This window comes from Pseudoalteromonas sp. S1612, assembly GCF_005887175.1.
In the GTDB taxonomy this organism is placed as follows: domain Bacteria; phylum Pseudomonadota; class Gammaproteobacteria; order Enterobacterales; family Alteromonadaceae; genus Pseudoalteromonas; species Pseudoalteromonas undina.
The window spans coordinates 1-25,412 of the sequence record NZ_PNDH01000017.1 but is presented as its reverse complement, the minus strand read 5'-3'; the positions used below and the strand labels follow the sequence as shown (position 1 = coordinate 25,412).

At 39.9% G+C, this 25,412-nt stretch carries 21 protein-coding genes; 9 read left to right on the top strand and 12 right to left on the bottom strand.

Annotated features, from left to right (window positions below):
• Positions 1-25 precede the first annotated feature (25 nt).
• The 8 genes from atpB to mnmE all read right to left on the bottom strand — a co-directional run bounded on the left by atpB (position 26) and on the right by mnmE (position 8,881).
• Positions 26-883 (bottom strand): F0F1 ATP synthase subunit A, encoded by an 858-nt coding sequence (gene atpB, locus CWB78_RS07575; RefSeq protein ID WP_008112123.1) that lies wholly within the window; start codon positions 881-883, stop codon positions 26-28.
• 15 nt (positions 884-898) lie between these two features.
• Positions 899-1,279 carry an ATP synthase subunit I gene (locus CWB78_RS07570; protein ID WP_008112121.1) on the bottom strand — a complete coding sequence of 127 codons (381 nt, stop codon included), beginning with the start codon at positions 1,277-1,279 and terminating at the stop codon, positions 899-901.
• 142 nt (positions 1,280-1,421) lie between these two features.
• Positions 1,422-2,348, bottom strand: a complete 927-nt coding sequence (locus CWB78_RS07565; RefSeq protein WP_008112119.1) for a ParB/RepB/Spo0J family partition protein — start codon at positions 2,346-2,348, stop codon at positions 1,422-1,424.
• A gap of 20 nt (positions 2,349-2,368) precedes the next feature.
• Positions 2,369-3,154 carry a ParA family protein gene (locus tag CWB78_RS07560; protein WP_008112117.1) on the bottom strand — a complete coding sequence of 262 codons (786 nt, stop codon included), beginning with the start codon at positions 3,152-3,154 and terminating at the stop codon, positions 2,369-2,371.
• Positions 3,155-3,168: 14 nt separating this feature from the next.
• Positions 3,169-3,789 (bottom strand): 16S rRNA (guanine(527)-N(7))-methyltransferase RsmG, encoded by a 621-nt coding sequence (rsmG, locus tag CWB78_RS07555; RefSeq protein WP_008112113.1) that lies wholly within the window; start codon positions 3,787-3,789, stop codon positions 3,169-3,171.
• 15 nt (positions 3,790-3,804) lie between these two features.
• Positions 3,805-5,694, bottom strand: coding sequence for a tRNA uridine-5-carboxymethylaminomethyl(34) synthesis enzyme MnmG (mnmG, locus tag CWB78_RS07550; RefSeq protein WP_008112111.1), 1,890 nt, complete (start codon positions 5,692-5,694; stop codon positions 3,805-3,807).
• Between the two features lie 428 nt (positions 5,695-6,122).
• Positions 6,123-6,572, bottom strand: a complete 450-nt coding sequence (mioC, locus tag CWB78_RS07545) for an FMN-binding protein MioC (RefSeq protein WP_008112109.1) — start codon at positions 6,570-6,572, stop codon at positions 6,123-6,125.
• 944 nt (positions 6,573-7,516) lie between these two features.
• Positions 7,517-8,881 (bottom strand): tRNA uridine-5-carboxymethylaminomethyl(34) synthesis GTPase MnmE, encoded by a 1,365-nt coding sequence (gene mnmE / locus CWB78_RS07540; RefSeq protein WP_138594910.1) that lies wholly within the window; start codon positions 8,879-8,881, stop codon positions 7,517-7,519.
• Positions 8,882-9,086: 205 nt separating this feature from the next.
• Between mnmE and CWB78_RS07535 the strand changes: the two genes are divergently transcribed.
• Positions 9,087-11,216 carry a TonB-dependent siderophore receptor gene (locus CWB78_RS07535; protein ID WP_138594908.1) on the top strand — a complete coding sequence of 710 codons (2,130 nt, stop codon included), beginning with the start codon at positions 9,087-9,089 and terminating at the stop codon, positions 11,214-11,216.
• Between the two features lie 9 nt (positions 11,217-11,225).
• A complete protein-coding gene (locus tag CWB78_RS07530) occupies positions 11,226-12,434 on the top strand; it encodes a PepSY-associated TM helix domain-containing protein (RefSeq protein WP_075169481.1) in 1,209 nt (402 codons plus the stop codon).
• A 54-nt stretch (positions 12,435-12,488) separates the two neighbouring features.
• Here CWB78_RS07530 and yidC read toward each other — a convergent pair whose 3' ends face one another.
• From yidC to rpmH, 4 genes are all read right to left on the bottom strand, one after another.
• Positions 12,489-14,123, bottom strand: coding sequence for a membrane protein insertase YidC (gene yidC / locus CWB78_RS07525; protein ID WP_138594906.1), 1,635 nt, complete (start codon positions 14,121-14,123; stop codon positions 12,489-12,491).
• Positions 14,124-14,131: 8 nt separating this feature from the next.
• Entirely contained in the window at positions 14,132-14,407 is a 276-nt protein-coding gene (gene yidD / locus CWB78_RS07520; protein ID WP_024601490.1) for a membrane protein insertion efficiency factor YidD, read from the bottom strand.
• Positions 14,408-14,533: 126 nt separating this feature from the next.
• The gene (gene rnpA, locus CWB78_RS07515) at positions 14,534-14,959 is read right to left on the bottom strand and encodes a ribonuclease P protein component (RefSeq protein ID WP_008467046.1); all 426 of its coding nucleotides are present in this window, start codon (positions 14,957-14,959) and stop codon (positions 14,534-14,536) included.
• 7 nt (positions 14,960-14,966) lie between these two features.
• On the bottom strand, positions 14,967-15,101 hold the full coding sequence (gene rpmH / locus CWB78_RS07510) for a 50S ribosomal protein L34 (RefSeq protein WP_008112968.1): 135 nt from the start codon (positions 15,099-15,101) through the stop codon (positions 14,967-14,969).
• 506 nt (positions 15,102-15,607) lie between these two features.
• Between rpmH and dnaA the strand changes: the two genes are divergently transcribed.
• The 7 genes from dnaA (at position 15,608) to CWB78_RS07475 (ending at position 25,300) form a co-directional block, all read left to right on the top strand.
• Positions 15,608-16,996 (top strand): chromosomal replication initiator protein DnaA, encoded by a 1,389-nt coding sequence (gene dnaA / locus CWB78_RS07505; RefSeq protein WP_010392708.1) that lies wholly within the window; start codon positions 15,608-15,610, stop codon positions 16,994-16,996.
• 13 nt (positions 16,997-17,009) lie between these two features.
• Entirely contained in the window at positions 17,010-18,113 is a 1,104-nt protein-coding gene (gene dnaN, locus CWB78_RS07500) for a DNA polymerase III subunit beta (RefSeq protein WP_008112965.1), read from the top strand.
• Positions 18,114-18,128: 15 nt separating this feature from the next.
• Entirely contained in the window at positions 18,129-19,223 is a 1,095-nt protein-coding gene (gene recF, locus CWB78_RS07495; RefSeq protein ID WP_075169479.1) for a DNA replication/repair protein RecF, read from the top strand.
• A 12-nt stretch (positions 19,224-19,235) separates the two neighbouring features.
• On the top strand, positions 19,236-21,662 hold the full coding sequence (gene gyrB, locus CWB78_RS07490) for a DNA topoisomerase (ATP-hydrolyzing) subunit B (protein ID WP_008112961.1): 2,427 nt from the start codon (positions 19,236-19,238) through the stop codon (positions 21,660-21,662).
• A 140-nt stretch (positions 21,663-21,802) separates the two neighbouring features.
• Positions 21,803-22,705 (top strand): glycine--tRNA ligase subunit alpha, encoded by a 903-nt coding sequence (gene glyQ, locus CWB78_RS07485; protein ID WP_010392717.1) that lies wholly within the window; start codon positions 21,803-21,805, stop codon positions 22,703-22,705.
• 2 nt (positions 22,706-22,707) lie between these two features.
• Complete coding sequence (gene glyS / locus CWB78_RS07480; protein ID WP_138594904.1) at positions 22,708-24,777, top strand: glycine--tRNA ligase subunit beta; 2,070 nt, start codon at positions 22,708-22,710, stop codon at positions 24,775-24,777.
• 73 nt (positions 24,778-24,850) lie between these two features.
• Positions 24,851-25,300, top strand: a complete 450-nt coding sequence (locus tag CWB78_RS07475) for an early set domain-containing protein (protein ID WP_036985110.1) — start codon at positions 24,851-24,853, stop codon at positions 25,298-25,300.
• Positions 25,301-25,412 lie beyond the last annotated feature (112 nt).

The following is a 25,412-nucleotide window of genomic DNA, read 5'->3' as shown; positions in this document are numbered from 1 at the left end:
AAAAGTAAAATTGTAAATATAGTAATTAGTGATTATCTGAACTTGCCATGCTTAGGTATACGATTGTAAGCATCATGAATACGAATGCCTGCAATACGATTACTAAGATATGGAATACAGCCCACACAAAGTGCAACGGTAGTTGCATTAAACCTACAGCACCTATAAGGATGAAGATTAACTCACCTGCATATAAGTTACCGAACAAACGCAGAGCCAGTGAAAACGGCTTAGAAACCAATGCGATAAGCTCTAGTAATAGGTTGAATGGGATTAAAAGAATCTGCATAGCTGTATTGTTTGAACTAAACGGGTGAAGTGTTAGTTCTTTAATAAAACCGCCGATACCTTTGATTTTAATTGAGTAACCAATCATTAGAATGAACACGCCCAGCGCAAGTGCAGCTGTCATATTGATATCTGTAGTTGGTACAATTTTCATGTATACGTCGTGTGAATCCATACCGAATGCAGTTTCGCCAACAAAGCCAGCAAATGCAGGTAGGAAGTCAACTGGGATTAAATCCATTAAGTTCATTAAGAATATCCAAACGAATATTGTTAATGCTAATGGTGCAATTAGCTTACTTTTCCCGTGGAAGGTATCGCGTACGTTGTCGCCAACGAACTCAACAACCATTTCAATGAAACATTGAAGTTTTCCAGGTACACCCAGAGTTGATTTTTTTGCGGCACTACGGAAGATCCATAAAAATATTAGACCTAGTCCGATAGACCATGCGAGGGTATCTATATGCCATGTCCAGAAGCCACTATCCGTACATGCTTTATTGAAGGCAAGACCGGCGTCGGTCGAGCACATCTTAGCATTGGTTAAGTGGTGCTGAATATGGCTAGATAGAGTAACTTCTTCTGCAGCCATGTTATATCCCAAAAGTTAATGTTTAAAAAAAACGGGTGTAAACAATCCTGTAAACAACACCAACACATAAGCACAAAAGAAAGGTAGCAGTACTACCGGATAAAGCTTTAGCATTAGTGCAAACAAAACGATTGTTAGCATAAATTTTAATCCGTTGCCGCGTTTTAACGAGGCATACGCTTGATTTGCTCGACTTGCACCCATATATCTGAATGCATAAAGCGCAAATACAAAGTTAGGAAGTACTGCGACTGCGCCACCAGCTAGAGCTGAAAGTGCGGCATTGGTTTCCCAACCTATAAAAATTATTAGTGCAGCTAAAAGGGCTACAAATCCCTGAAGGCAAATTAATTTTAATGCGGCAAGCCTATACGGGCTCGCTAACTTATTAGTCACTTTTAATTAACCTTTATGACGCTCTAATTGTCAGGGTATGAAAACTGGCGAAATTATACTTAATCCTGCCAGTTTTGCAACTTGAGTAGGTGCTTTGTAACACAAAATCGCTGTAAATGTCCCTTTTTAGACATCCAATGAATTAATGGTGGGAATAGTCTTGATTGATACGGTTTAAAATACCGTCTAACTCGTCAAGATTAGTGTAAGAAATAACCAACTTCCCTTTGCCTTTTTTGTTGTAATTTATTTCTACCTTTGCCCCTAGATTATCAGCAAGCTGCTGCTCTAACTGTTTAACATCTGGGTCTTTTTCTATTACTTCTTTTGCTGGAGCTGGCTCTAAAATAGAGCGTACTAGTTTTTCTGTTTCGCGAACGGTCAATGCCTTTGCAACAGCTAAACGGGCTGCATCTGATTGCACTTCACCTTCAAGTGCTAACAGGCAACGTGCGTGGCCCATTTCAATGTCACCATGCTCTAACAAAATTTTTACATCGTTATTTAGATTATTTAAGCGTAATAAGTTAGTCACGGTCGTACGTGATTTACCAACTGCATCAGCCACTTGTTGATGCGTTAACTCAAACTCATTAAGCAACCGATTAAGTGCAATCGCTTCTTCCATAGCGTTTAAGTCTTCACGCTGAATATTTTCAATCAGAGCAATAGCAACGGCAGCTTCATCAGGTACGTCTTTAATAATACAGGGTACAAACTCAAGCTTAGCTATTTGCGCAGCACGCCAACGACGTTCACCAGCAATAATCTCGTAGCTGTTATGCGCAACAGGGCGCACAACGATAGGTTGAATAATTCCTTGTGAGCGTATCGAACTGGCGAGTTCTTCGAGTGCCTCTTCAGACATGTCTTTACGAGGTTGGTACTTACCTGAGTGTAAAAGCTCGATCGGTAGTTTTTGTAATTCACTGTTACTAGGCTGCGCTGCATTTTCAACTGCGCTGGTTACGTTAGCATTGTCCTGTTCCTTGCCTTCGCTTGGTGCAGGTTTAGATGAACTTAAAAGCGCATCGAGTCCTCGGCCTAAACCTCGTTTTTTAGCAGACATGTTATTTTTTTACCTCAAAGTTAGGCGACAACGGGAGTTGTTTTTTCTTTTCTGCGTAGCATTTCACCAGCGAGAGCTAAATAAGCTTTCGCGCCACTTGATGCTCGATCGTAGTACATTGCTGGGGCACCAAAACTTGGGGCTTCTGCAAGTCGAACATTACGTGGGATCACCGTACGGTATACTTTATCGCCAAAATGTTGTTTTAATTGTTCTGATACATCATTTGCTAGTCGATTACGCGGATCGTACATAGTACGAAGTATGCCTTCAATCTGTAAGTTAGGGTTAACTAACTTAGCAAGTTGCGTAATCGTGTCCATTAATGCTGTTAATCCTTCCAGTGCATAATATTCACATTGCATAGGTACTAAAATAGAATCGGCAGCGGCCATGGCATTAACGGTTAACATATTTAAAGAAGGCGGGCAGTCTATAAAAATAAACTCATACTGATCTTGTATTTTTTCAAGCGCGTTACGCAAACGTACTTCTCGCGCAAATAATTCCATCAGCTTAACTTCTGCAGCGGTCACATCACCGTTTGCAGCAATCATATGATATTCGCCTGAGGTTTCTTTAATAATCACTTCATCAATAGGCTTATCTTCTATGAGCAAGTCATAGATAGTAGGGACGTCACCATATTTGTCGACACCACTGCCCATGGTCGCATTGCCTTGCGGGTCGAGATCTATTAACAGCACTTTACGCTTCGTTGCAGCCATAGATGCAGCGAGATTAACGGCAGTGGTAGTTTTACCTACTCCACCTTTTTGATTTGCTAATGCGATGACTTTTGCCACAGTGTCTCTGATCCCTAGTCTTTAGAAAGAATTATTAAATGTCGTTGTGCATCTAAATCCGGTACTTCTAATGCAATTTTTTGCTCAAACTTAACACCTGTAGGGAGTGAGTCTAATTCCTCACTTGGAAATACCCCTTTAAGTGCAATGAACTTACCTGAATGATCAATTAAGTGCGAGCACCAGTCAATCATATCTTGTAACGATGCAAATGCACGACTTAGTACGCCATCTAATTTAACACTTGGTTGATATTCTTCAACTCTTGACTGCACCGGGGTGACATTATCAAGGCCAAGCTCATGTTTAACATGCATTAAAAAACGTACACGTTTACCTAAACTATCTAATAATACAAACTGCGTTTCAGGTAAGGCAATAGCTAACACTATGCCCGGTAAACCAGGACCTGTGCCAACATCAATATAATGATGACCGGTCAAGTGAGGAGCAACAACTAGGCTATCCATTATATGTTTAACCATCATTTCTTGAGGCAAACGTACCGAGGTTAAGTTATAGGCTTTATTCCACTTATCGAGTAATTCAACATAGCGGACAAGTTGTTGCTGTTGTTTTTGTGTTAGCGCAATATCAGTTTGCGCTAACAAAGTTGTTAATTGTTGCTGTAACACAATGTACCTTTACCGTTACGCAGTTTTGCGTAACAAGCCTTGCTTCTTCAGATACACTAATAATAGCGAAATCGCCGCTGGGGTGATACCAGAAATACGCGAAGCTTGGCCGATAGTGTCTGGACGAGCATCAATTAGCTTTGCAACTACTTCGTTTGATAAACCAGAGACGGTTTTATAATCAAACTCTTTTGGTAAAATTGTTTCTTCATGACGAAGCTGCTTATTGATCTCATCTTGTTGACGCGCAATGTAGCCTGCGTACTTCGTATGAATTTCAACCTGTTCTAGAGCGGCCTGATTAGTGAACTCAGATCCGAGTCCTTCAATCGCCATCAAGTCGTTATAACGCACTTCTGGACGACGCAGTAATTCTTCTAAGCTGGCTTCACGCACAAGTGGGGTTTTTAGTAATTCGTTTACTTTATTAACCATGGCATGATCTTTATGGATCCAGGTATCTTTAATACGCTGTTTCTCTTTAGCGATCACTTCCATTTTTTCGTTGAATGCTTGCCAACGTTCATCGTTAACTAAACCTAGTTCACGACCTTTTTCAGTTAAACGAATATCAGCGTTGTCTTCACGAAGTAGCAAACGGTATTCAGCGCGGCTAGTAAACATACGGTACGGTTCTTTTGTACCCAGTGTTGCTAAGTCGTCAATCAGTACGCCAACATAGGCTTCATCACGACGTGGTGTCCACGACTCTTTACCTTGTACTTGTAATGCTGCATTCATACCTGCGATCAGACCTTGCGCACCCGCTTCTTCGTAACCGGTAGTACCATTAATTTGACCAGCAAAAAATAAGCCATCAATAAACTTTGTTTCTAATGATTGTTTTAAATCGCGTGGATCAAAAAAGTCATATTCAATAGCATAGCCAGGACGACAAATATGTGCGTTCTCAAAGCCGGTGATCGATTGCACAATTTCTAACTGTACATCAAACGGTAAGCTAGTTGAAATACCGTTAGGGTATAACTCGTATGACGTTAAACCTTCTGGCTCTACAAATATCTGGTGTTTATCTTTATCAGCAAAACGGACAATTTTATCTTCAATAGACGGACAGTAACGTGGGCCTATTCCTTCGATTACACCTGAGTACATAGGTGAGCGATGTAAGTTTTTGCGAATAACATCATGTGTTTTTTCATTGGTGTAAGTGATGTAACACGGAATTTGTTGTGGGTGGTCGCTTTGTTTACCCATAAATGAGAATACCGGTGTTGGTGCATCACCTGGTTGTTCTTGCATTTTACTAAAATCAACAGTCCGGGCATCAATACGCGGTGGCGTACCGGTTTTTAGACGATCTACTCTAAAAGGTAATTCACGTAAGCGATCAGCTAAGGCAATTGAAGGCGGATCGCCAGCTCGGCCACCTTTGAAATTTTCAAGGCCGATATGAATTTGACCGCCTAAGAATGTGCCCACAGTTAGTACCACACTAGGTGCACTAAAACGTAAACCCATTTGTGTCACCACACCGGTTACACGATCATTTTCAACGATTAGATCATCACATGATTGCTGAAAAATCTTTAAGTTTTCTTGGTTTTGAAGTGTGTTTTGAATAGCGGCTTTGTACAAGGCACGATCTGCTTGTGCACGCGTCGCTCGTACAGCAGGGCCTTTAGACGAATTAAGTGTACGGAATTGGATCCCACCTTTGTCAATGGCTTGAGCCATTGCGCCACCTAGGGCATCAATTTCTTTAACCAGATGGCCTTTGCCAATGCCACCAATTGCTGGGTTACAAGACATTTGACCAAGGGTATCCATATTGTGAGTCAGCAGCAGGGTATTCATCCCCATACGGGCAGCTGCCAATGCGGCTTCAGTGCCTGCATGTCCACCGCCTACTACGATAACGTCAAAATTTTCGTGAAAAATCATTAATGGGATCCTACTTAAATCAAACCAGTAAACTTCAAAAGGGAGCGTATTCTACCTAGAAATTAGCAGAAGATAAATGATTAAACAGTGCTCAAGATCTAAGTAAGTGATCTCTAATAATATAAAGGATCTTTTAAAGAGATCTTTTAATACTATTACTACTACTGATCGGGTTTTCTGTTGATAAGCTTTAGATCATGATTAAAAACATATAATTAGATCGGATCTAAAGGTGTTAGTATGATCGGATCTTCAGGCAAATAAGCTCTGATCAAAACTGGCTGTTATACACAGGCCGATCAAGTCTCGATCTTATCCCATGGATAAGCATGGCTAAAAAAGCAGTTTAATCAGTGTTTATCCACAAAACTTATTAAATTATTAGCAAATTGTGGGTAACTTTATTTATAACTTTTCGCTTGATCTTTCTATTTTAAACCTGTCTGTGCTATCCATGAGTCTAACCAAGCTAAGGCCGTATCTTCGGGCAGTGCTTCATCAAGAATATTAAGCTCTAAACGTTGTGCTACTTTTACAGCGCCTTTTTGGCTTAAAAGAGTATCTACATTACGTCCTGCAAGGTTATAAGTGTCGTAACTAGTATCGCCAAGCGCAATAACCGAATACTTTAAATGCGAAAGATCATCCACTTGCGATACTTGTTCGATAAAACCAATCAGGTTGTCAGGGTAATCACCCGCACCGTAGGTTGATGTACAAACCAACCAAATAGTATTTTGTTGATCTATTTCATTAAATTCAGGTTGATCATGTAGTTGGCTATTAATCCCTTGGTTGTTAAGTGCATCATTTAACTGCTCTGCAACGTACTCGGCGGATCCCATTTGACTACCAACGATAATATTTACTGAACTCATGAATATGGCTGATCACTATTAGTTTTAATTGCTGCCTATGATAGCTCAGTGAGTATAACAGTAAAGTTAAGAGTGTTATTTTGTATAACTATTTTTGTGGTAATTTAAGCCTTGGTATTAATTTCTTGCTTAACTTGTTGATTATTAATGATTTAACAAAATATCTTTAAATGTAATCTTCTGATCAAGTTGTTGATAAGGTTGGGGAAAGCTCTGCTTAACTAAAAACCAACATTATTAATAGTTTGCTAAGTTATTGATTTTATATTGAGTGTTAACCACCAGCTAGTACAAATTTATAGATAAAGGCGTGTTGATCTTAGTGTGGATACAAAGCATGTTGATAACTTAAAATTGGGATCGAAAATAATTTTAAAAAATGATCTATTTATGCAGATCAGACTACAAATCCATTTTTATTTTCTAAAAATCGCTATTTAGCTTATTTAAACACAGCATATTTTTACTTTTTATCGCTTTTAACTCAGTTTTTAAGGCAATAAAACCCCAATTGTGGATAACTGATCTGCAAAAAAATAACCTTCATCAATTTAAACTAAGAAATTAACTATGTTTTGCTGGTGGAGTGGGCGATCAAGCTTACTTTTTAGGTACGTTTTATTTTTATGGTTTGATAATTACCTATGCCCAAGCTTGGAAAGCTAATGTAATAGGTTCTCTTTTAGGGCGAAATAAGCTTAATTTTTTACTATTAATGTAGGTAGTTTATCTGTTGTTTGGTGTGATTATAGGTTTAGCTCATCTGCCTTAAACACATTTTTAAACATGAATGGAGGCTAATATTGGTGCAATTTAGCTGTATCTTTTAGCCTGTTTGGTTTTTAAAGTGAGTTATTAAAATACATTTTGGCGAGTCATATTAAAAATAGTAGGGCATTAAAAAGGGCACCTAGGTGCCCTTAATGATTCAATTATTAGTTCAACTATTTACCGATACAGAACGAGCTGAAAATTTTGCCAAGCAAATCATCAGAAGTAAATTCACCAGTTATTTCGTTAAGATACTGCTGTGTTAAACGCAGTTCTTCAGCGAGGATTTCACCGGCCACGTGCATCTCTAATTGTGTTTTACCCGTATCTAAGTGATAGGCTGCGTGTTCCAGTGCATCTAAGTGACGACGGCGTGCCATAAAGCCTCCTTCTGTGGCACCATCAAAACCAATGCAGGCTTTTAAGTGCTCACGCACTAGTTCTATACCGTCAGCATTTTTAGCGCTTAAACTGATGACCGGATATTGTTGCTCTTGATTCATACCAACCGTATCACCAGATAAATCGGCTTTATTCCTGATCACGGTTACGCCCATACCTTGGGGTAATTTAGCCATAAATTCAGGCCAAATAGCATGTGGATCGGTATCAGTTGTATCGGTACCATCAAGCATAAATAATACCCGATCGGCTTGGTTTATTTCATCCCAGGCACGTTCAATACCTATTTGCTCAACTTTATCTGGGCTTTCTCGTAAGCCTGCGGTGTCGATTATATGCAGTGGCATACCATCTATATGTATATGCTCACGTAATACGTCACGAGTGGTGCCAGCTATTTCAGTTACGATGGCCGCTTCTCGCCCTGCTAATGCATTAAGTAAGCTTGATTTACCTGCATTAGGGCGACCAGCAATTACGACGCGCATACCTTCGCGCATTATGCTGCCTTGTTTGGCTTGATTGGTTACGGCATTAAGCTGCTCAATAATGGCATTTAAATCACCGCCGACTTTTCCGTCTGATAAAAAATCGATTTCTTCATCAGGAAAATCAATAGCCGCTTCTACATACATACGTAAGTGAATGACTTTTTCTACTAAGGTTTCTATGTGCTTAGAGAATTGGCCTTGAAGTGACTGTAGGGCGCTTTTAGCCGCTTGCTCACTGGTTGCATTAATTAAATCTGCAATAGCTTCAGCTTGAGTTAAATCAAGCTTGTCGTTCATGAACGCACGCTCAGAGAATTCACCAGGCTTTGCTAAACGTACACCGTCTATTTTACTTATTTCTTTAAGTAGCATATCAAGGACAACAGGGCCACCATGGCCTTGAAGTTCGAGTACGTCTTCACCGGTAAATGAGTGTGGGCCGGCAAAGTAAATTGCAATACCTTGGTCAAGTTGCTGACCTGCAAGGTTATTAAAAGGCACGTAGTCGGCAAAGCGAACTTTAGGTATTTTGCCTACTATTTTCTCAGCGACTTGCTTTGCTAGGCTGCCTGAAACACGAATAATACCAACCCCACCACGTCCTGGTGCGGTTGCTTGTGCTGCGATAGTGTCTTGATTAATCATGCGTTTGAAATTGCCAATATGAAAGTGAATGCTGGTTTGTATTGTAACCTATGGCTTTATTTCATGCGAATAGCTGTATGTAAAAATGCGTCAGCAGATACATTTTAAGCATTTCATTATTTAGTTTTAATTAATAATCAGTTATTGAAAATGATAACTATATTCATTAGCATATGCGTATTATTTTTCTACGTACTTAAACTTTATGCGCTATTCTCCAGTTTTATTGGCTGTTCTAGTCAGTTTTTCAGGTTCTTCACTTGCTGAAAATCAAAATATTGAAAATGAAATAGAAACTATTGATGTTGTTGGCCGTGCTTTTTCTTTATACAGACCAACAGAATCCAGTTTTGGGACTCGCACAAATACCCCAATTGAGAAAATCCCGCAGTCCATTCAAATTCTTCCCCAAGCGTTAATTAACGATCAGGCTGCACGTCAAATTACCGATTTATATAGCAATATTGCAGGGGTTAACGCATTTAGTTATTCCGGGGTGACGTTTCGTGGTTTTCGCCAAGATGAGATCTTATACGATGGTGTAAAAGGCGACCCATTTAATGGTTTTGCTGTTCCACAGTTATTTAATATTGAACAAGTTGCCGTATTAAAAGGCCCTGCGGGCGCTATTTATGGTAGCGGAAACCCTGGCGGCATTATTAATTATGTAACTAAAAAGCCAAAGTTTACTGATGAGCACAGCATTGAAGTTGAAGTAGGTAATGATGACTTTTTCAGTGGGGCAATACAAAGTACTGGTACGCTAAGTGAATCGCTCGATAACCATGCGTACCGTGTTGGTTTATATCGTGATTCAGAAAATCCATTTCGTACTAATACCAGTAGCGATAACACCATTGTTGATCTTGGTTATACTTGGTTAATTAATAGTGCGACAGAGCTGACTACGCAATACACTTTTATTGAGCAAGAATTAGGTGGTGCACGTTTACGCGGTGTCCCCGCTGATGATAATGGCCAATTTATTACAGATATTAGCTGGAATCATAATGAAGCGACTGACTTTCAAAATGTTGAAGCTCATGTTTATCAAGCTACTTTAAAGCACGATATTAATGATGTTTGGCGAACGGATATTACGGCTCGTTATTTCGATAATAAAGAAGTGCAAAACTATCATGAACCGAAAGGACTCGATGATACAGATGGTGATGGTGTGCTTGATTGGAGTGATCGAGAGTTTCGTGATCAAGTTCGTGAGAATGAAGGTTTTAGTTTAACGGCTAATGCGGTTGCGGAGTTTGTATTGGCTGATATGCAACATCAAGTATTACTGGGTAGTGATTGGTATGAGCATAGCTTTGAAAGTGTTTATCGTACGGCAAAGCAACAGAGTCAAGGTGGGCCTGTACCTGGGCTTGATCTTCACAACCCTGAGTATGGTCTTACAGCGGCTGATGATTATAATTTAGATAGCATAACACCACGGTTAGGTCGAACGAATAGCACTCGTTTTGGTGCTTATGTTCAAGATCAGCTCGATATTACCACTAATTGGAGTATCACCGCAGGGTTAAGATATGATCGCTTTGAAGATAAAGACGAGTTAAATCAAACTGAGTTTTCAGATAGTGATGTGACTTATCGTGTGGGTACAACTTATAACATTAACGATACTTTCTACCCCTATGCTTTATACGGTACGGGCTTTGTTCCACAAAGTGCAAGTGATCAAGAAACGGCTAAGGGTGGGCCATTTTCTCCAGAAACAAGCCGTATCAATGAAGTTGGTTTAAAAAGTAAACTGCTTGATGATAGCTTGGCAGTTAATTTGTCCGCTTACAATATTGTTCGTGAAAATATCCTCCAAGCAAGCTTATTAGGTGATGTGGCTGGCGATGGTGTTGACGACCTAGTGGCTGTAGGTGAAGTAGAAAGTAAAGGATTTGAAATTGAAGTGGTTGGTGATATTACCGAGCGCTGGGTTGTGACCGCTAACTATGCCTATAATGATACCCGTATCACTAAAGCGAATGAAAGCATTCGTAATCAAATCCCTGATAGTGATAAGTTTGCTAATGCCCCACAAAATACAGTGGGCATTTGGACACGCTACGAGCTTCCTCGCTTCTCTTCCTCTATTTCTGCCGGTTTAGACTATGTTGACGAACAGCTAAGCTTAGGTGGTCAACAAGTTAAGCCTTACACTATTTATAATATGGCATGGCAAACCACAGTAGATAATTGGCAGTGGCAATTGTCGGTTAAAAATTTGTTTGATAAAGAATATGCTAGTAGTGGCTTTATTGAACGTACAGGGCACTTCCCAGGTGAACCTCGCCGTATTTATCTTAGTGCTAAATACAGCTTTTAAAGGTGGCGTGTGAACGCTAGACAATGGTTTAATCTGCATTCATGGGCAGGGCTCTTTGTTGGTGTCCTGCTTTTTGTTGTTTGTTTATCTGGTACACTTGCGACGCTAAGTCATGAAATTGAATACCTGACAGACAGTAAGTATCGTGCGTTAACGTCCTCTTCAATCACCAACTATCAAGCCATTGAAAATACCCTCAACAAGCATTATTCAGGTGCACAAGTGTTGTATCTTCAGCGCCATAAGCAAGAATACTTGGCTTTGGAAGTTGCACTAAAAATAGATGACGCATTTCGGTTTATTTATTTAGATGCAGCCACAGGGCATGTGTTAGGTGAGGGGGAATGGGCACGTGCTTCACGGTTTTTACGTAACTGGCACATGTATTTATCCATGGGCTGGATAGGTAAGCTAATTGTTACAAGCTTAAGTATTTTATTGGTTATTCTGCTGGTTTCGAGTTTTTATGTGTATCGTCGCTGGTGGCAGGGCTTTTTTAAAAAGCCTGCCCAGCTAGTTTTAGATAAACGTAATGGCTGGTCTGATTGGCATAAGTTTCTTGGGTTATGGATTATGTGGTTTATGGCTATCATAGCCACAACAGGTCTGTGGTACCTTATTGAACATGGTTTGCAAACAGCGAAAATAAAGCATTATATTGCACCACCAGTCGCTGTTAGTGAATTTAAAAAACAAATACCCACTGTTAATGCAACACCAATAAGCTTAACTCAGGCTTATAACGCTGCGCAGCAGGCATTTCCGACGCTTGATATTCGCTATATACGTTATGGTAATAAAAAGAATCAACCTATTGAAGTACGTGGCTATAACGATGATATTTTACTTCGCTTACGCGCCAATCGTGTGTATTTACAGCCAACGACAGGTACAGTATTAGCAGTACAAAAAGGAGAGGATTTACCGCTTATTCCTCGTATTAAAGATACTGCCGATCCTTTGCATTTTGGTAACTTTGCGGGCCTCGGCACTAAACTTATTTGGGCGCTATTCGGCGGTTTTATGAGTTTTGTTAGTGCTGTTGGCATATATATGAGTTGGCTCAGAGTAAGGCGTAAAAAAACTGTTTTTGAGTGGTTAGGCATATCAGGTTACGTGGCGATAGGTTTAGCTATTTTCTCTCTGACAATAACGGGTGTGAGCTTTAGTGAGCGCAGTGTACCAAAGTCGCTTTATTCGCCTATTCTTAGTGAGTAAATTTCAGATATTAAAAAAGGCGACCTAGGTCGCCTTTTTTGTAGGTAAGGGGAGTTAGCCCCTTACTTTAATACCTTTCTTTTCCATGCCACGGTAGATGATTAACATCTGGACAATAGAGATAAGGTTAGACACTAACCAGTAAAGTACTAAACCAGATGGGAACCATAAGAAGAACACAGAGAAGATAACCGGCATAAAGGTCATCATTTTTTGCTGCATTGGATCGGTAACCGTCATAGGTTGTAGTTTTTGCGTTATAAACATACTCGCACCAAATAAGATTGGTAATACGTAGTATGGGTCTTTCGCAGAAAGGTCAGTTAGCCAAAGTAAAAATTCAGCGTGACGAAGTTCTGTAGACTCTAAGAATACATAGAACAAGGCTAAGAAGATTGGCATTTGCAGTAAAATTGGGAAACAGCCACCCATAGGGTTTACTTTTTCTTTACGGTACATTTCCATCGTCGCTTGGCCGAATTTTTGACGATCATCGCCATACTTTTCTTTTAGCGCCTTCATCTTAGGCTGTAATGCACGCATTTTAGCCATTGAGGTGTACTGTGCTTTAGTCAGTGGGTACATTAATGATTTAACAATAATAGTGATGGCAATAATTGCTACACCCCAGTTACCTAAAATACTGTGTAACCATTTTAATAGCACAAATAAAGGTTGAGAAATAAACCATAACCAACCGTAATCAACGGTTAAGTCTAAGTCAGTGTGAATCGCTTCAAGTTTATCTGACTCTTTAGGGCCCATGTAATAAGTCGCAGTAAGTACTTGCTCACTACCAGCTTGAACATTTACCGCTTCGTCTTTAACACCAATAATAGCCGCGTTACTTTTAGTGATTAAACTATAAAGTGTATTTGCTTGATCTTGCATTGGTACCCAAGCACTTACAAAGTAATGCTGTATAAAGGCAACATAACCACCTTGGGTGTTTATGTTTAGGTTTTTATCGGCCATATCTGAAAAACTATACTTTTCGTATGGTTCTTCATCAGTACCGTATGCAGCCCCTAAATAGTTTTGATCAACCATGCTGCCTTTTTCTTGTACGGTACGCTTTATTTGTGTGTAAAGCTGAACTTGTACTGGCGAGCTAGTGGTGTTGTTAACTTTATATTCTAAGCCAACATCATATTGACCCTTTTTGAATACATAGGTTTTAGTGAAACTTACACCGTTACTATCAGTAAACTGAAGAGGAACACGAAGTTCATCACCCGTTAAAGTATAAGAAGTTTGTTCTGATTGGTAAGTAGGACGACCATTCGCTGATGCATCTGGGCCATTTAAACCAATTAAACCACTTTGTGAAAAGTATTGTTTACCATCAAACTCACCAAGTAGCATGTAAGGAACATCACTGCCTTTGGTTTCTTTATAATCAATTAAGTCTGTTTCAACAATGTCACCACCTTTGGTGTCAATTTTTACTTTAAACACGTCTGTTGTAATATTTATAACAGCGCGTTTAGCTAAAGTTGTTGAAGCAGGTAAACCTGAGTCTGATGAAGCTGGAACATAATCATCTGATTCTGGTGAATTTGCTTTTAGTGTTTGTGTTGTGGCACTAGGATCGGCTTTTGGTGTGTTGTAGTCATTATTCCACTCTTGAAATAATAAAAACGACACTAGCATTAGGCCGATGAATAAAAACGTGCGTTGCGATTCCATAACAGCTCTTATTTCTCGTGTTGGTGGTTAATACGGGTTAATTTTTCAGGAACGGGGTCGTCTCCGCCTGAATGTAAAGGATGGCATTTTAATATGCGTTTAACAGCTAACCAACTCCCTTTTACCGATCCATGCAAATTAATTGCTTGAATAGCGTAACTAGAGCATGTTGGATTAAAACGACAATGCGGACCTAATAGCGGGCTAATCCACTTTTGATAACCGCGGATAAATAAAACTAAACAACGTGTTGGTAAAGCAGCAAGTGGTTTAAGTAACCTCATGTTGTACATGCCCCTACGTTATGTTTAGTGAATAGATACCATGTATTTAAAGACTCACTATGAGATTTTAAACGCATGATTAAAAGGTGAGCTAAAGATACCTTAATTAACCCTGTAATTCTATTGCTATTGGGTTTGTTTAGTCGATTTAGCTGATTTGTTTGGGCGTTTTTTAAATGGTGGCGGTTTAGGGGCACCAGGTTTGCAGCGTTCATTAATCTTACGCCACAGCTTTGTAAGTTGTTTGGTTAATTCTTCATTAGACTGTTCATCAATGCCACTTTTAACCATCAACACAATATCAATATTATCGAGCGTGTGTTGGTTTAAACGAAAACTTTCGCGAGCAAGACGTTTAATACGGTTTCGTTGACATGCCTTTTTTACACGTTTTTTAGCAACAGTAAGGCCTAACCTAGGTTTAGACTGGTCACTTGGTTTTGCTAATAAGGTAAAGAAAGGAGTTGCAGCCCGAGCGGGTTCGTTAAATATGCGAGAGTAATGCGAGGGAGTTAACAGACGTAACTCCCTGCCAAAGCTAAAGTCTTCCACTTATAAATTAAGCAGAAAGAACTTTGCGGCCTTTAGCACGGCGACGAGCTAATACTTTACGGCCATTTACAGTTGCCATACGAGCACGGAAACCGTGTGTACGTTTGCGTTTTAAAACGCTAGGTTGAAAAGTTCTTTTCATAACAATCTCATCCGATCGGTTAAAGTTAAAACATCCTATGCAGGTCGCGATCCTGGCACAGGTGCCATTGCGAGCGCGAGATATTATAGATGAAGTGACGAAAAGTCAATCATAATAGAGTGCGTAAAGCATGTTTATTTATGATCAATTTTCATGATCCGATAGGAACATCATAAATAAGAAGTTTTCCACAGCCCCTGTATAAAAAGTGAATAAAAGCATGGGAAAAGTAAATTAGATCGTAAATTGTGGTCGCGATCTGCTGCCAGTTTTGTTATGATCTCTAATCAAGCTTTAAAATAAAAAGCTATTTAAATCAGTCTGTTATTATATTTATACATCGATATCAACAATTTTACAAAAATCAATCTTTTACTTGTGGATAAAGTGCATTCATAATAGTCGGTCTTGGGCTGCTTATTGAGCCATTTAAACGCAATACAGGTGTGATTTTTGAATCATTATTGATGTGCGGGAATAAAAATTATATCTCTGGGAGTTTTACTGTGTATCTGTCGGTTTGGCAAAGTTGTTTATATGTATTGCAAGATGAATTGCCTTCGCAGCAATTCAGTATGTGGGTCAGACCACTTCAAGCAGAAAGTACCGAAGATACCTTGACGATTTATGCGCCTAATCGTTTCGTACTTGATTGGGTGAGAGAGAAGTACTTAAATAGAATAAATGAATTATTGGTAGAAATTTGTGGTGTAGAAGCACCCGAGTTACGCTTTGATGTAGGTAGCAAGCCGCTATTAAATGCACAAGCTGCACCAGTGGTTGAAACACAATCAGCGCCAAGCACGCAATCAACGGCAAAACAACCGCCTCGAGAACAAAAACCGGTTGTAGAGCCAGCTCCTAAATCTGGTTATAAATCAAACATTAAAGAAAACTATACCTTTGATAGTTTTGTTGAGGGTAAATCTAACCAATTAGCAAAAGCGGCTGCCACTCAGGTAGCAGACAACCCTGGCTCTGCATTTAACCCTGTATTTATTTACGGTGGTACGGGCTTAGGTAAAACGCATTTATTACATGCGGTAGGCAACGGTATTATGGCTAATAAGCCAGATGCTAAAATTGTTTACATGCATTCAGAACGTTTCGTTCAAGACATGGTTAAAGCACTGCAAAATAATGCGATTGAAGAATTTAAGCGTTATTACCGTAGTGTTGATGCATTAATGATTGATGACATTCAATTCTTTGCTAATAAAGAACGTTCTCAAGAAGAATTCTTTCATACCTTTAATGCATTATTAGAAGGTAACCAACAAATTATTTTAACCTCTGACCGTTACCCTAAAGAGATTGAAGGGGTTGAAGATCGCCTTAAATCTCGTTTTGGTTGGGGATTAACCATCGCGATTGAGCCGCCAGAGCTTGAAACACGCGTTGCTATTTTGATGAAAAAAGCCCAGCAAAGTAAAATTAACTTACCGCATGAAGTGGCATTTTTTATTGCTAAAAAATTACGCTCAAACGTACGTGAGCTTGAAGGGGCATTAAACCGTGTAATTGCTAACGCAAACTTTACCGGTCGCCCAATTTCTATCGACTTTGTAAAAGAAGCACTGCGTGATTTATTAGCGCTGCAAGACAAACTAGTCACCATAGACAACATTCAACGTACGGTTGCTGAATACTATAGAATACGTGTATCTGATTTACTGTCTAAGCGCCGTAGCCGCTCTATAGCAAGGCCTCGCCAAGTTGCCATGGCACTATCTAAAGAACTCACTAATCACAGCTTACCTGAGATTGGGGATGCCTTTGGTGGGCGCGACCATACAACAGTACTGCACGCGTGTCGCAAAGTTAAATCATTACGTGACGAAAGCCACGAGATTAAAGAAGATTACCAAAACTTAATAAGAACATTGTCATCTTAGGGCTGACTTTATTATGCAAATAACAATATCAAGAGAACAATTTTTAAAACCATTGGTACAAGTATCGGGTGCCATTGAGCGCAAGCATACGTTACCTATTTTATCTAACGTATTGCTCGTGGTAGAAAATGGCCAGCTTTCAATGACAGGAACAGACCTTGAAATTGAGTTAGTGGCGAGTGTATTTGTGGGTGACGATGTTGCCGATACTAAACTCACATTACCGGCTAAAAAATTACTCGATATTTGTAAAAGTTTACCGGATGGTTCTGATCTTACTTTAAGCTTGCAAGACCATCAGTTACTTTTAACCAGTGGGAAAAGTCGTTTTTCATTGACCACTTTAGCTGCTGAAGATTTTCCTAATTTAGAGCAGTGGGATGGTGAAGTTGAGTTTCAACTAACGCGTTTAGAATTACGTAAATTACTTGAAAGCACACACTTCTCAATGGCAAACCAAGATGTGCGTTATTACTTAAACGGCATGTCGTTCGAAGTAGATAACAGCGATATAAAAACAGTTGCCACTGATGGGCATCGTTTAGCTATTGCACAAAAACAACTAGGTCAGTCGTTAAATACACAGCGCCAATTAATTATACCGCGCAAAGGCGTACAAGAAATTATGCGTCTAATGGTTGCTGATCAAGAGCTGGTAACTATTCAGTTTGGTGCCAACCACATTCGTATTATTGATATTGAATTTACCTTTACGAGTAAATTAGTTGATGGTCGATTCCCTGATTACCGTCGTGTTTTACCGCGCGGTGGCGATAAGGTAATTACCGCGAATCGTGAATGGCTTCGTAATGCTTTTCAGCGTGTGTCGATTTTATCGAACGAAAAGTTTCGTGGTGTACGCTTAAATTTATCAAACGGTTTATTAAAAATTACAGCCAACAACCCAGAGCAAGAGCAAGCTGAAGAAGTGGTTGAAGTAATGTACGAGGGTGATGACCTAGAAATAGGCTTTAATGTCTCTTATGTATTAGATGTACTAAATACATTAAAAACCGAAGATGTATTATTTACCCTTGCCGATTCAAACAGTAGTGCACTTATAGAAGGTGCCGGCGATGAAGAAGCTATGTACGTTGTTATGCCAATGCGTTTATAAGATTATAAATACATAATGAGCTTAAGTCATTTGAGCCTCAAATATTTTCGTAATATTGAGGCACTGACGCTAGAACCAGTTAACGGCGTTAATATAATTTATGGTGAAAACGGCAGCGGAAAAACCAGCCTTTTAGAGGCTATTTATTACCTTTCTCACGGCAAATCTTTCCGAACCTCTAAACATAAAAGCATCATCGCTCATCAACAAGATCAGTTTGTTATTCATGGCCGCAAAGCGTTACACGATTTATCTATTCCAATAGGGATAAGTAAAACCCAAACGGGTGAAACCAATTTAAAAATACAGGGTAAGGCGAGTCGAAAAGTATCTGAACTTGCTCAACTTATGCCAGTGCAAGTTATTACACCAGAAAGCTATTCATTATTTTTTGGTGGCCCTAAAGAGCGCAGAAAATTTTTAGACTTAGGTTTGTTCCACGTGGAACATGAGTTTTTTTTCTTATGGCAATCGTTTAATAAAGTGCTAAAACAGCGCAATGCATTGTTGAAATCTAAGCCTAAGAATTATTTTGACCAAATCAAGTTTTGGGACAAAGAATTTGTTAGACTGGCTGAACAAATAAATAAATTAAGAATCGCGTATATAACTAGGTTTAAGCAGCAGTTTTTTGATAAAATGTGTGCAGAATTAACGCTAATACGTGATCTAGAAATTAGCTTTAATGCAGGCTGGAAAGAGACCGAATCTCTTTCTGATGCGTTAGAGCAAAGCTTTGAGCGAGATGCTCGCCAAGGCTTTACTAGTAAAGGCCCTCATAAGGCTGATTTTAGTTTTAGTGTCGCTGGCAGCAGTGTTGAGAATGTATTCTCACGCGGGCAGTTAAAGCTATTGTTGTATGCGTTAAAAGTAACGCAAAATAGTTTGATTGAGTCAGAGACAGATAAGCAATCTATATTGCTAATAGATGATTTACCTTCAGAGCTAAGCGAAGATACAAAAGAGAAAGTGGGTCAGTTATTGACTCATTGCAGTTCTCAAATATTTATTTCTTCAATTTTATCTGAAAGTATTTCTGCTGTGGTGGAACCCATGAAACGAGAACTAAAAATGTTCCACGTGAAACATGGCAACCTAATAACAAGATAAGTGGGATTAACCATGTCTGAGAATTATGATTCGTCGAGTATTAAAGTACTTAAAGGATTAGATGCAGTAAGAAAGCGTCCTGGTATGTATATAGGGGACACCGATGATGGTACGGGCTTACACCACATGGTGTTTGAGGTCGTTGATAACTCTATCGATGAGGCCTTAGCCGGTCACTGTGATGATATATTTGTCACAATTCACTTAGACGGTTCGGTATCTGTAAGAGATAACGGCCGTGGTATTCCTACTTCTATACATGAAGAAGAAGGTGTATCTGCAGCTGAAGTTATTATGACGGTATTACACGCTGGTGGTAAGTTTGATGATAACTCTTATAAAGTATCAGGTGGCTTACACGGTGTTGGTGTATCGGTAGTAAATGCATTATCAGAAAAGTTAAAACTAACTATTCGTCGTGAAGGTAAACTTTACGAGCAGTTTTACACTATGGGTGTTCCAGATGCACCACTTGCAGCTATTGGTGATTCTGAAACAACCGGTACTGAGTTACGTTTTTGGCCAAGTGCAGAAACGTTTACTAACCTAGATTTCCATTACGATATTTTAGCTAAGCGTTTACGCGAGTTATCGTTTTTGAACTCAGGTGTGAGCATCATTTTAAATGATGAGCGCGAAGAAAATAAGAGTGACCATTTTAAATACGAAGGTGGTATTAGAGCGTTCGTTGAATACTTAAACCGTAATAAAACGCCTGTACACAAAGGGGTATTCCACTTTACTCACGAACGTGAAGAAGACGGTATTAGTGTAGAAGTATCAATGCAGTGGAATGATGCGTTCCAAGAAAACATTTACTGTTTTACTAATAACATTCCACAACGTGATGGTGGTACTCACTTAGCTGGTTTTAGATCTGCGCTAACACGTACGCTGAATAACTACATGGAAAAAGAAGGCTTTAACAAAAAAGCTAAAACAACCAGTAACGCAACGGGCGATGATGCTCGTGAAGGCTTAACGGCTGTTGTTAGTGTTAAAGTGCCTGATCCTAAGTTCTCATCACAGACAAAAGACAAGCTAGTATCTAGTGAAGTTAAGTCTGCCGTTGAGCAAGCCATGGCTGAAAAATTCACTGAGTTTTTATTAGAAAACCCAATGGATGCTAAAATTGTTGTTGGCAAAATTATTGATGCAGCACGCGCGCGTGAAGCAGCCCGTAAAGCACGTGAAATGACCCGCCGTAAAGGTGCTATGGATTTAGCTGGTTTACCGGGTAAACTAGCGGATTGCCAAGAAAAAGATCCAGCCCAATCTGAACTATATATAGTGGAGGGTGACTCAGCTGGCGGTTCAGCCAAGCAGGGTCGTAACCGTAAGAATCAAGCGATTCTTCCGCTTAAAGGTAAAATCTTAAACGTAGAAAAAGCACGTTTTGATAAAATGCTTTCTTCACAAGAAGTGGCAACGCTAATTACTGCACTAGGTTGTGGTATTGGCCGTGACGAATATAACCCTGAAAAATTACGTTATCATCGCATCATTATCATGACCGATGCCGACGTGGATGGTTCTCACATTCGTACCTTGCTACTAACGTTCTTCTATCGTCAAATGCCGGAAATTGTTGAACGTGGGTACATTTATATTGCTCAGCCTCCACTTTATAAAGTGAAAAAAGGCAAGCAAGAGCGTTATATTAAAGATGATCCAGCATTAGTTGATTACCTTACATCTTTAGCGCTAAGCAATGCAGCTCTGTACACTAGTGATAGTGCTGAAGCGGTTGATGGTGAAGCATTAGAGTCAATTGTTCACGATTATCAAAATACGGTTAAAGTTATCGAACGCTTAAAGCGTAAGTATCCGAACACAGTTATGAACCGTTTGATTTACCAAAGTGAGCTGAAAAAAGAAGACCTTTCAGACGAAGCTAAGGTAATTGCTTGGACTAAAGAGCTGGTTGATGACTTAATTGAACGTGACGAAGATGCAACTATTTTCCATGCGGGAACTGAGCACGATACAGAGCGTAACCTCTATTATCCAGTTGTGAATATTCGTCAGCATGGTGTGGATAAAGCACATGTACTTCATTATGACTTTATTACATCAAGAGACTACCAACGCATTGCTGTAACAGGTAAAAACATTGCTAATATCATCACAGAGGGTGCATATATCCAACGTGGTGAGAAAACAAAACCTGTTGATAACTTTGTGGATGCATTGGAATGGTTGATCGCAGAGTCTAAGCGCGGGATCTACATTCAACGCTATAAAGGACTGGGTGAAATGAACCCAAATCAGCTTTGGGAAACCACCATGGATCCTAGCGCACGCCGTATGTTGCAAGTAACAATTGAAGATGCTGTTGCAGCGGATCAATTATTTGCCACATTAATGGGCGATCAAGTTGAGCCGCGTCGTGAGTTTATTGAAACGAACGCACTGCGTGTGGTTAACTTAGACGTATAAAACATTATCGTAATCACAAAAAAGGAGCCTTAGGCTCCTTTTTTATTTTTTCAAACGCACAAACTGCTTAAAACCTGAGTGTGCACAAGGTATACTGAGGGTAATTTTCACGCTACTTCTCAGATAATAAAAAGCCAAATATGCAAAAATATGACGTTAAAACCTTTCAAGGTTTGATCCTGGCTTTACAGGATTATTGGGCACAGCAAGGCTGTGTCATTATTCAACCACTTGACATGGAAGTGGGCGCAGGGACATTTCACCCGCAAACATTTTTAAAATCAATTGGCCCAGAGCCAATGTCGAGCGCATACGTTCAACCGTGTCGTCGTCCTACCGATGGCCGTTACGGTGAGAACCCAAACCGCTTACAACATTACTACCAATTCCAAGTTGTGTTAAAACCATCTCCAGACAATATTCAAGAGCTTTACTTAGGTTCTTTAGCTGCTGTAGGTATTGATACCCTAACTGACGAAGTTCGCTTTGTAGAAGATAACTGGGAATCACCTACATTAGGTGCGTGGGGCCTAGGTTGGGAAATTTGGTTAAATGGCATGGAGGTAACGCAGTTTACCTACTTCCAGCAAGTGGGCGGTTTAGAATGCTCACCGGTAACGGGCGAGATTACTTACGGCCTAGAGCGTTTAGCAATGTACATTCAAGGCGTAGATAGTATTTACGACCTAGTATGGGCAGACGGCCCATTTGGGCGCGTAACTTACGGTGATGTGTTCCATCAAAATGAAGTTGAGCAATCAACCTATAACTTTGAACATGCAAACGTAGCCGACTTATTTGAACAATTTGATAAATGTGAAGCTGAGAGCCAAAAGCTAATTGAAGCAAGCCTACCATTACCAGCCTACGAGCAAGTAATGAAAGCATCGCACGCATTTAACTTATTAGACGCACGCCATGCTATTTCAGTAACCGAGCGTCAACGTTATATTTTACGCGTTCGTGCGTTATCAAAAGCGTGTGCACAAAGTTATTACGATGCACGTGAAGCACTTGGTTTCCCGCTGTGTAAGGATAAGTAAGCATGTCAGCAGAAAATTTATTAGTAGAAATTGGCACCGAAGAGTTGCCACCAAAAGCACTTCGTAAATTAGCCGAAGCCTTTGCTGCAAACTTAACAGCAGAATTAGAAAGTCTAGAACTAGGTCACCAAGGTGTGAACTGGTATGCATCGCCACGTCGTTTAGGTTTACAAGTAAAAGCACTTGAAGCTAAACAACAAGACAAAGAAGTTGAAAAACGTGGCCCTGCAACTAAAGCCGCTTTTGATGCTGAGGGTAACCCAACTAAAGCAGCCATGGGTTGGGCTCGTGGTTGTGGTATTGAAGTAAAAGATGCGCAAACACTAGAAACAGATAAGGGCGCATGGTTATTGCACATTGCTAAAGTAGCAGGGCAAGAAACCAAAACGTTAATGATCGACGCTATAAGCAAAGCGCTCGCTAAGTTACCTATTCCTAAACCAATGCGTTGGGGTGCGAATAAAACACAATTTATTCGCCCTGTGCATACCGTGACTATTTTATTCGGTAGTGAACTGGTTGAAGGTGAAATTCTTGGTAAGCAAGTGAGCAATCAATTGCAAGGCCATCGTTTTCATCACCCTGAAAAAATTAGCATTGATCATGCTGATGAGGTGTTTGATGTACTTAAATCAGCTTACGTTATTGCTGACTACGAACAGCGTAAAGCACAGATTCGCACGCAAATAGAAGACGCAGCCAAAGCAGTTAATGCCGTTGTTGCTATGAATGAAGACTTACTTGAAGAAGTTACTTCATTGGTAGAATGGCCAGTAACGCTAACAGCCACATTTGAAGAAGCATTTTTAGATGTACCTGCTGAAGCGCTTATTTACACCATGAAGGATGATCAGAAATACTTCCCGTTATTAGATCAAGACGGCAAACTTTTAAATAAGTTTTTGTTTGTCTCTAACATCGAAAGTAAAGATCCTAGTGTGGTTATTTCTGGTAACGAAAAAGTAGTGCGCCCGCGTTTAGCTGATGCACAGTTCTTCTTTGAAACAGATAAAAAGAAAACATTAGAAAGCCGTTTAGAATCTCTTGATAGCGTATTGTTCCAAAAACAACTTGGTACGCTTAAAGATAAGTCACAGCGTATTAGTGAACTGGCAGGTTACATTGCAGAGCAACTTGGTGCCGACAAAGCACTGGCAGCTCGCGCTGGCTTATTAAGTAAAACTGACTTAATGACCGAAATGGTAATGGAATTTACCGACGTACAAGGTGTAATGGGAATGCATTACGCGCGTCACGATGGTGAAGCAGAAGAAGTCGCAGTGGCACAAAACGAACAATACATGCCACGTTTTGCCGGTGACAACTTACCAACTAATGTGATCAGCTGTGCAGTCGCCATTGCCGATAAGTTTGATACGCTGGTGGGTATTTTTGGTATAGGCCAAGCACCAAAAGGTGATAAAGACCCATTTGCACTTCGTCGTGCTGCTATTGGTGCATTACGTATCATGGTAGAAAAACAGCTACCGCTTGATATTTTAGATCTTGTTGCTAAATCACAAACTCTGTTTGGTGAAAAGCTGACTAACCTAAATGTATCAACAGATGTGTTTGACTTTATGCTAGGGCGCTTCCGTGCTTGGTATCAAGACGAAGGCATTGAAGTAGATGTGATTCAAGCCGTACTAGCGCGTCGTCCAACGAAGCCTGTTGACTTTGATCGCCGAGTTAAAGCCGTAAGTCATTTCCGTACATTAGACGCCGCAGAATCGCTTGCAGCGGCTAATAAGCGTGTAAGTAATATTCTGGCTAAGAATGACATTACAAGCCAAGGCAATGTCGAACAGAGCTTACTCAGTGATGATGCTGAAAAAGTATTGGCTTCGCAAGTTGCAAAATTTGCCACTGATTTAGCACCACTGTACAGCGATGGAAACTACCAAGAGGCATTAAGCCAATTAGCAGGCATTCGTGAGAGTGTTGATAACTTTTTTGACAATGTCATGGTAATGGCCGACGATGAAGCGGTTAAGCAAAACCGTCTTGCGCTTTTAAGCCAGCTTAGCGGGTTATTTTTAGAAATTGCAGATATTTCTGTATTACAAAAATAACAGCTTATAGCTATTTAAAAAGCCAGCATTATGCTGGCTTTTTAGTATTCACTGTATGCAAAGGATACAAATGATGATCTCTATAAAACGAATTTTAACGTTAGCAATGGCTGGTTTACTTACGGCCTGTACCAGCCAAATTTCGATTAACGACGTGTTGCCGCAGCAAGAATTGGATCGCAGTATTTATTTAAGAGGGGATTTCACATTATGGGATGCAGAACCTCAATATCAATTTAAACAAGTCGGCCCTGCGCTTTATCAAGCTCAAGTTAAATTTTCGACCCCAGGCAAAGTGTACGAATTTAAAATAGCGGATGCGGACTTTAGTGAAGGCTTTAACTGTGGCTACAGCGATTCACAGCCATCAGGGCAAAGCCTAACACTTGGCCAATCAACGCGCGCCGATTGCAGCACTATTTACAACTACTTTAGTTACACACCCGCAATCAAAGGGTCGTACATAGTCAGCATTGATTTTAGTGACTACGATAAGCCGCAAGTAACGATAACTAAGAAGTAAGAGCAGTAAGCTATAAGCAGTCAGTCGTTAGCTTAAATATAAAATAAAAAACCGTGCTTGATTTAACAAACACGGTTTTTTAATTTTTAGCTGATAGCTGATAGCTGATAGC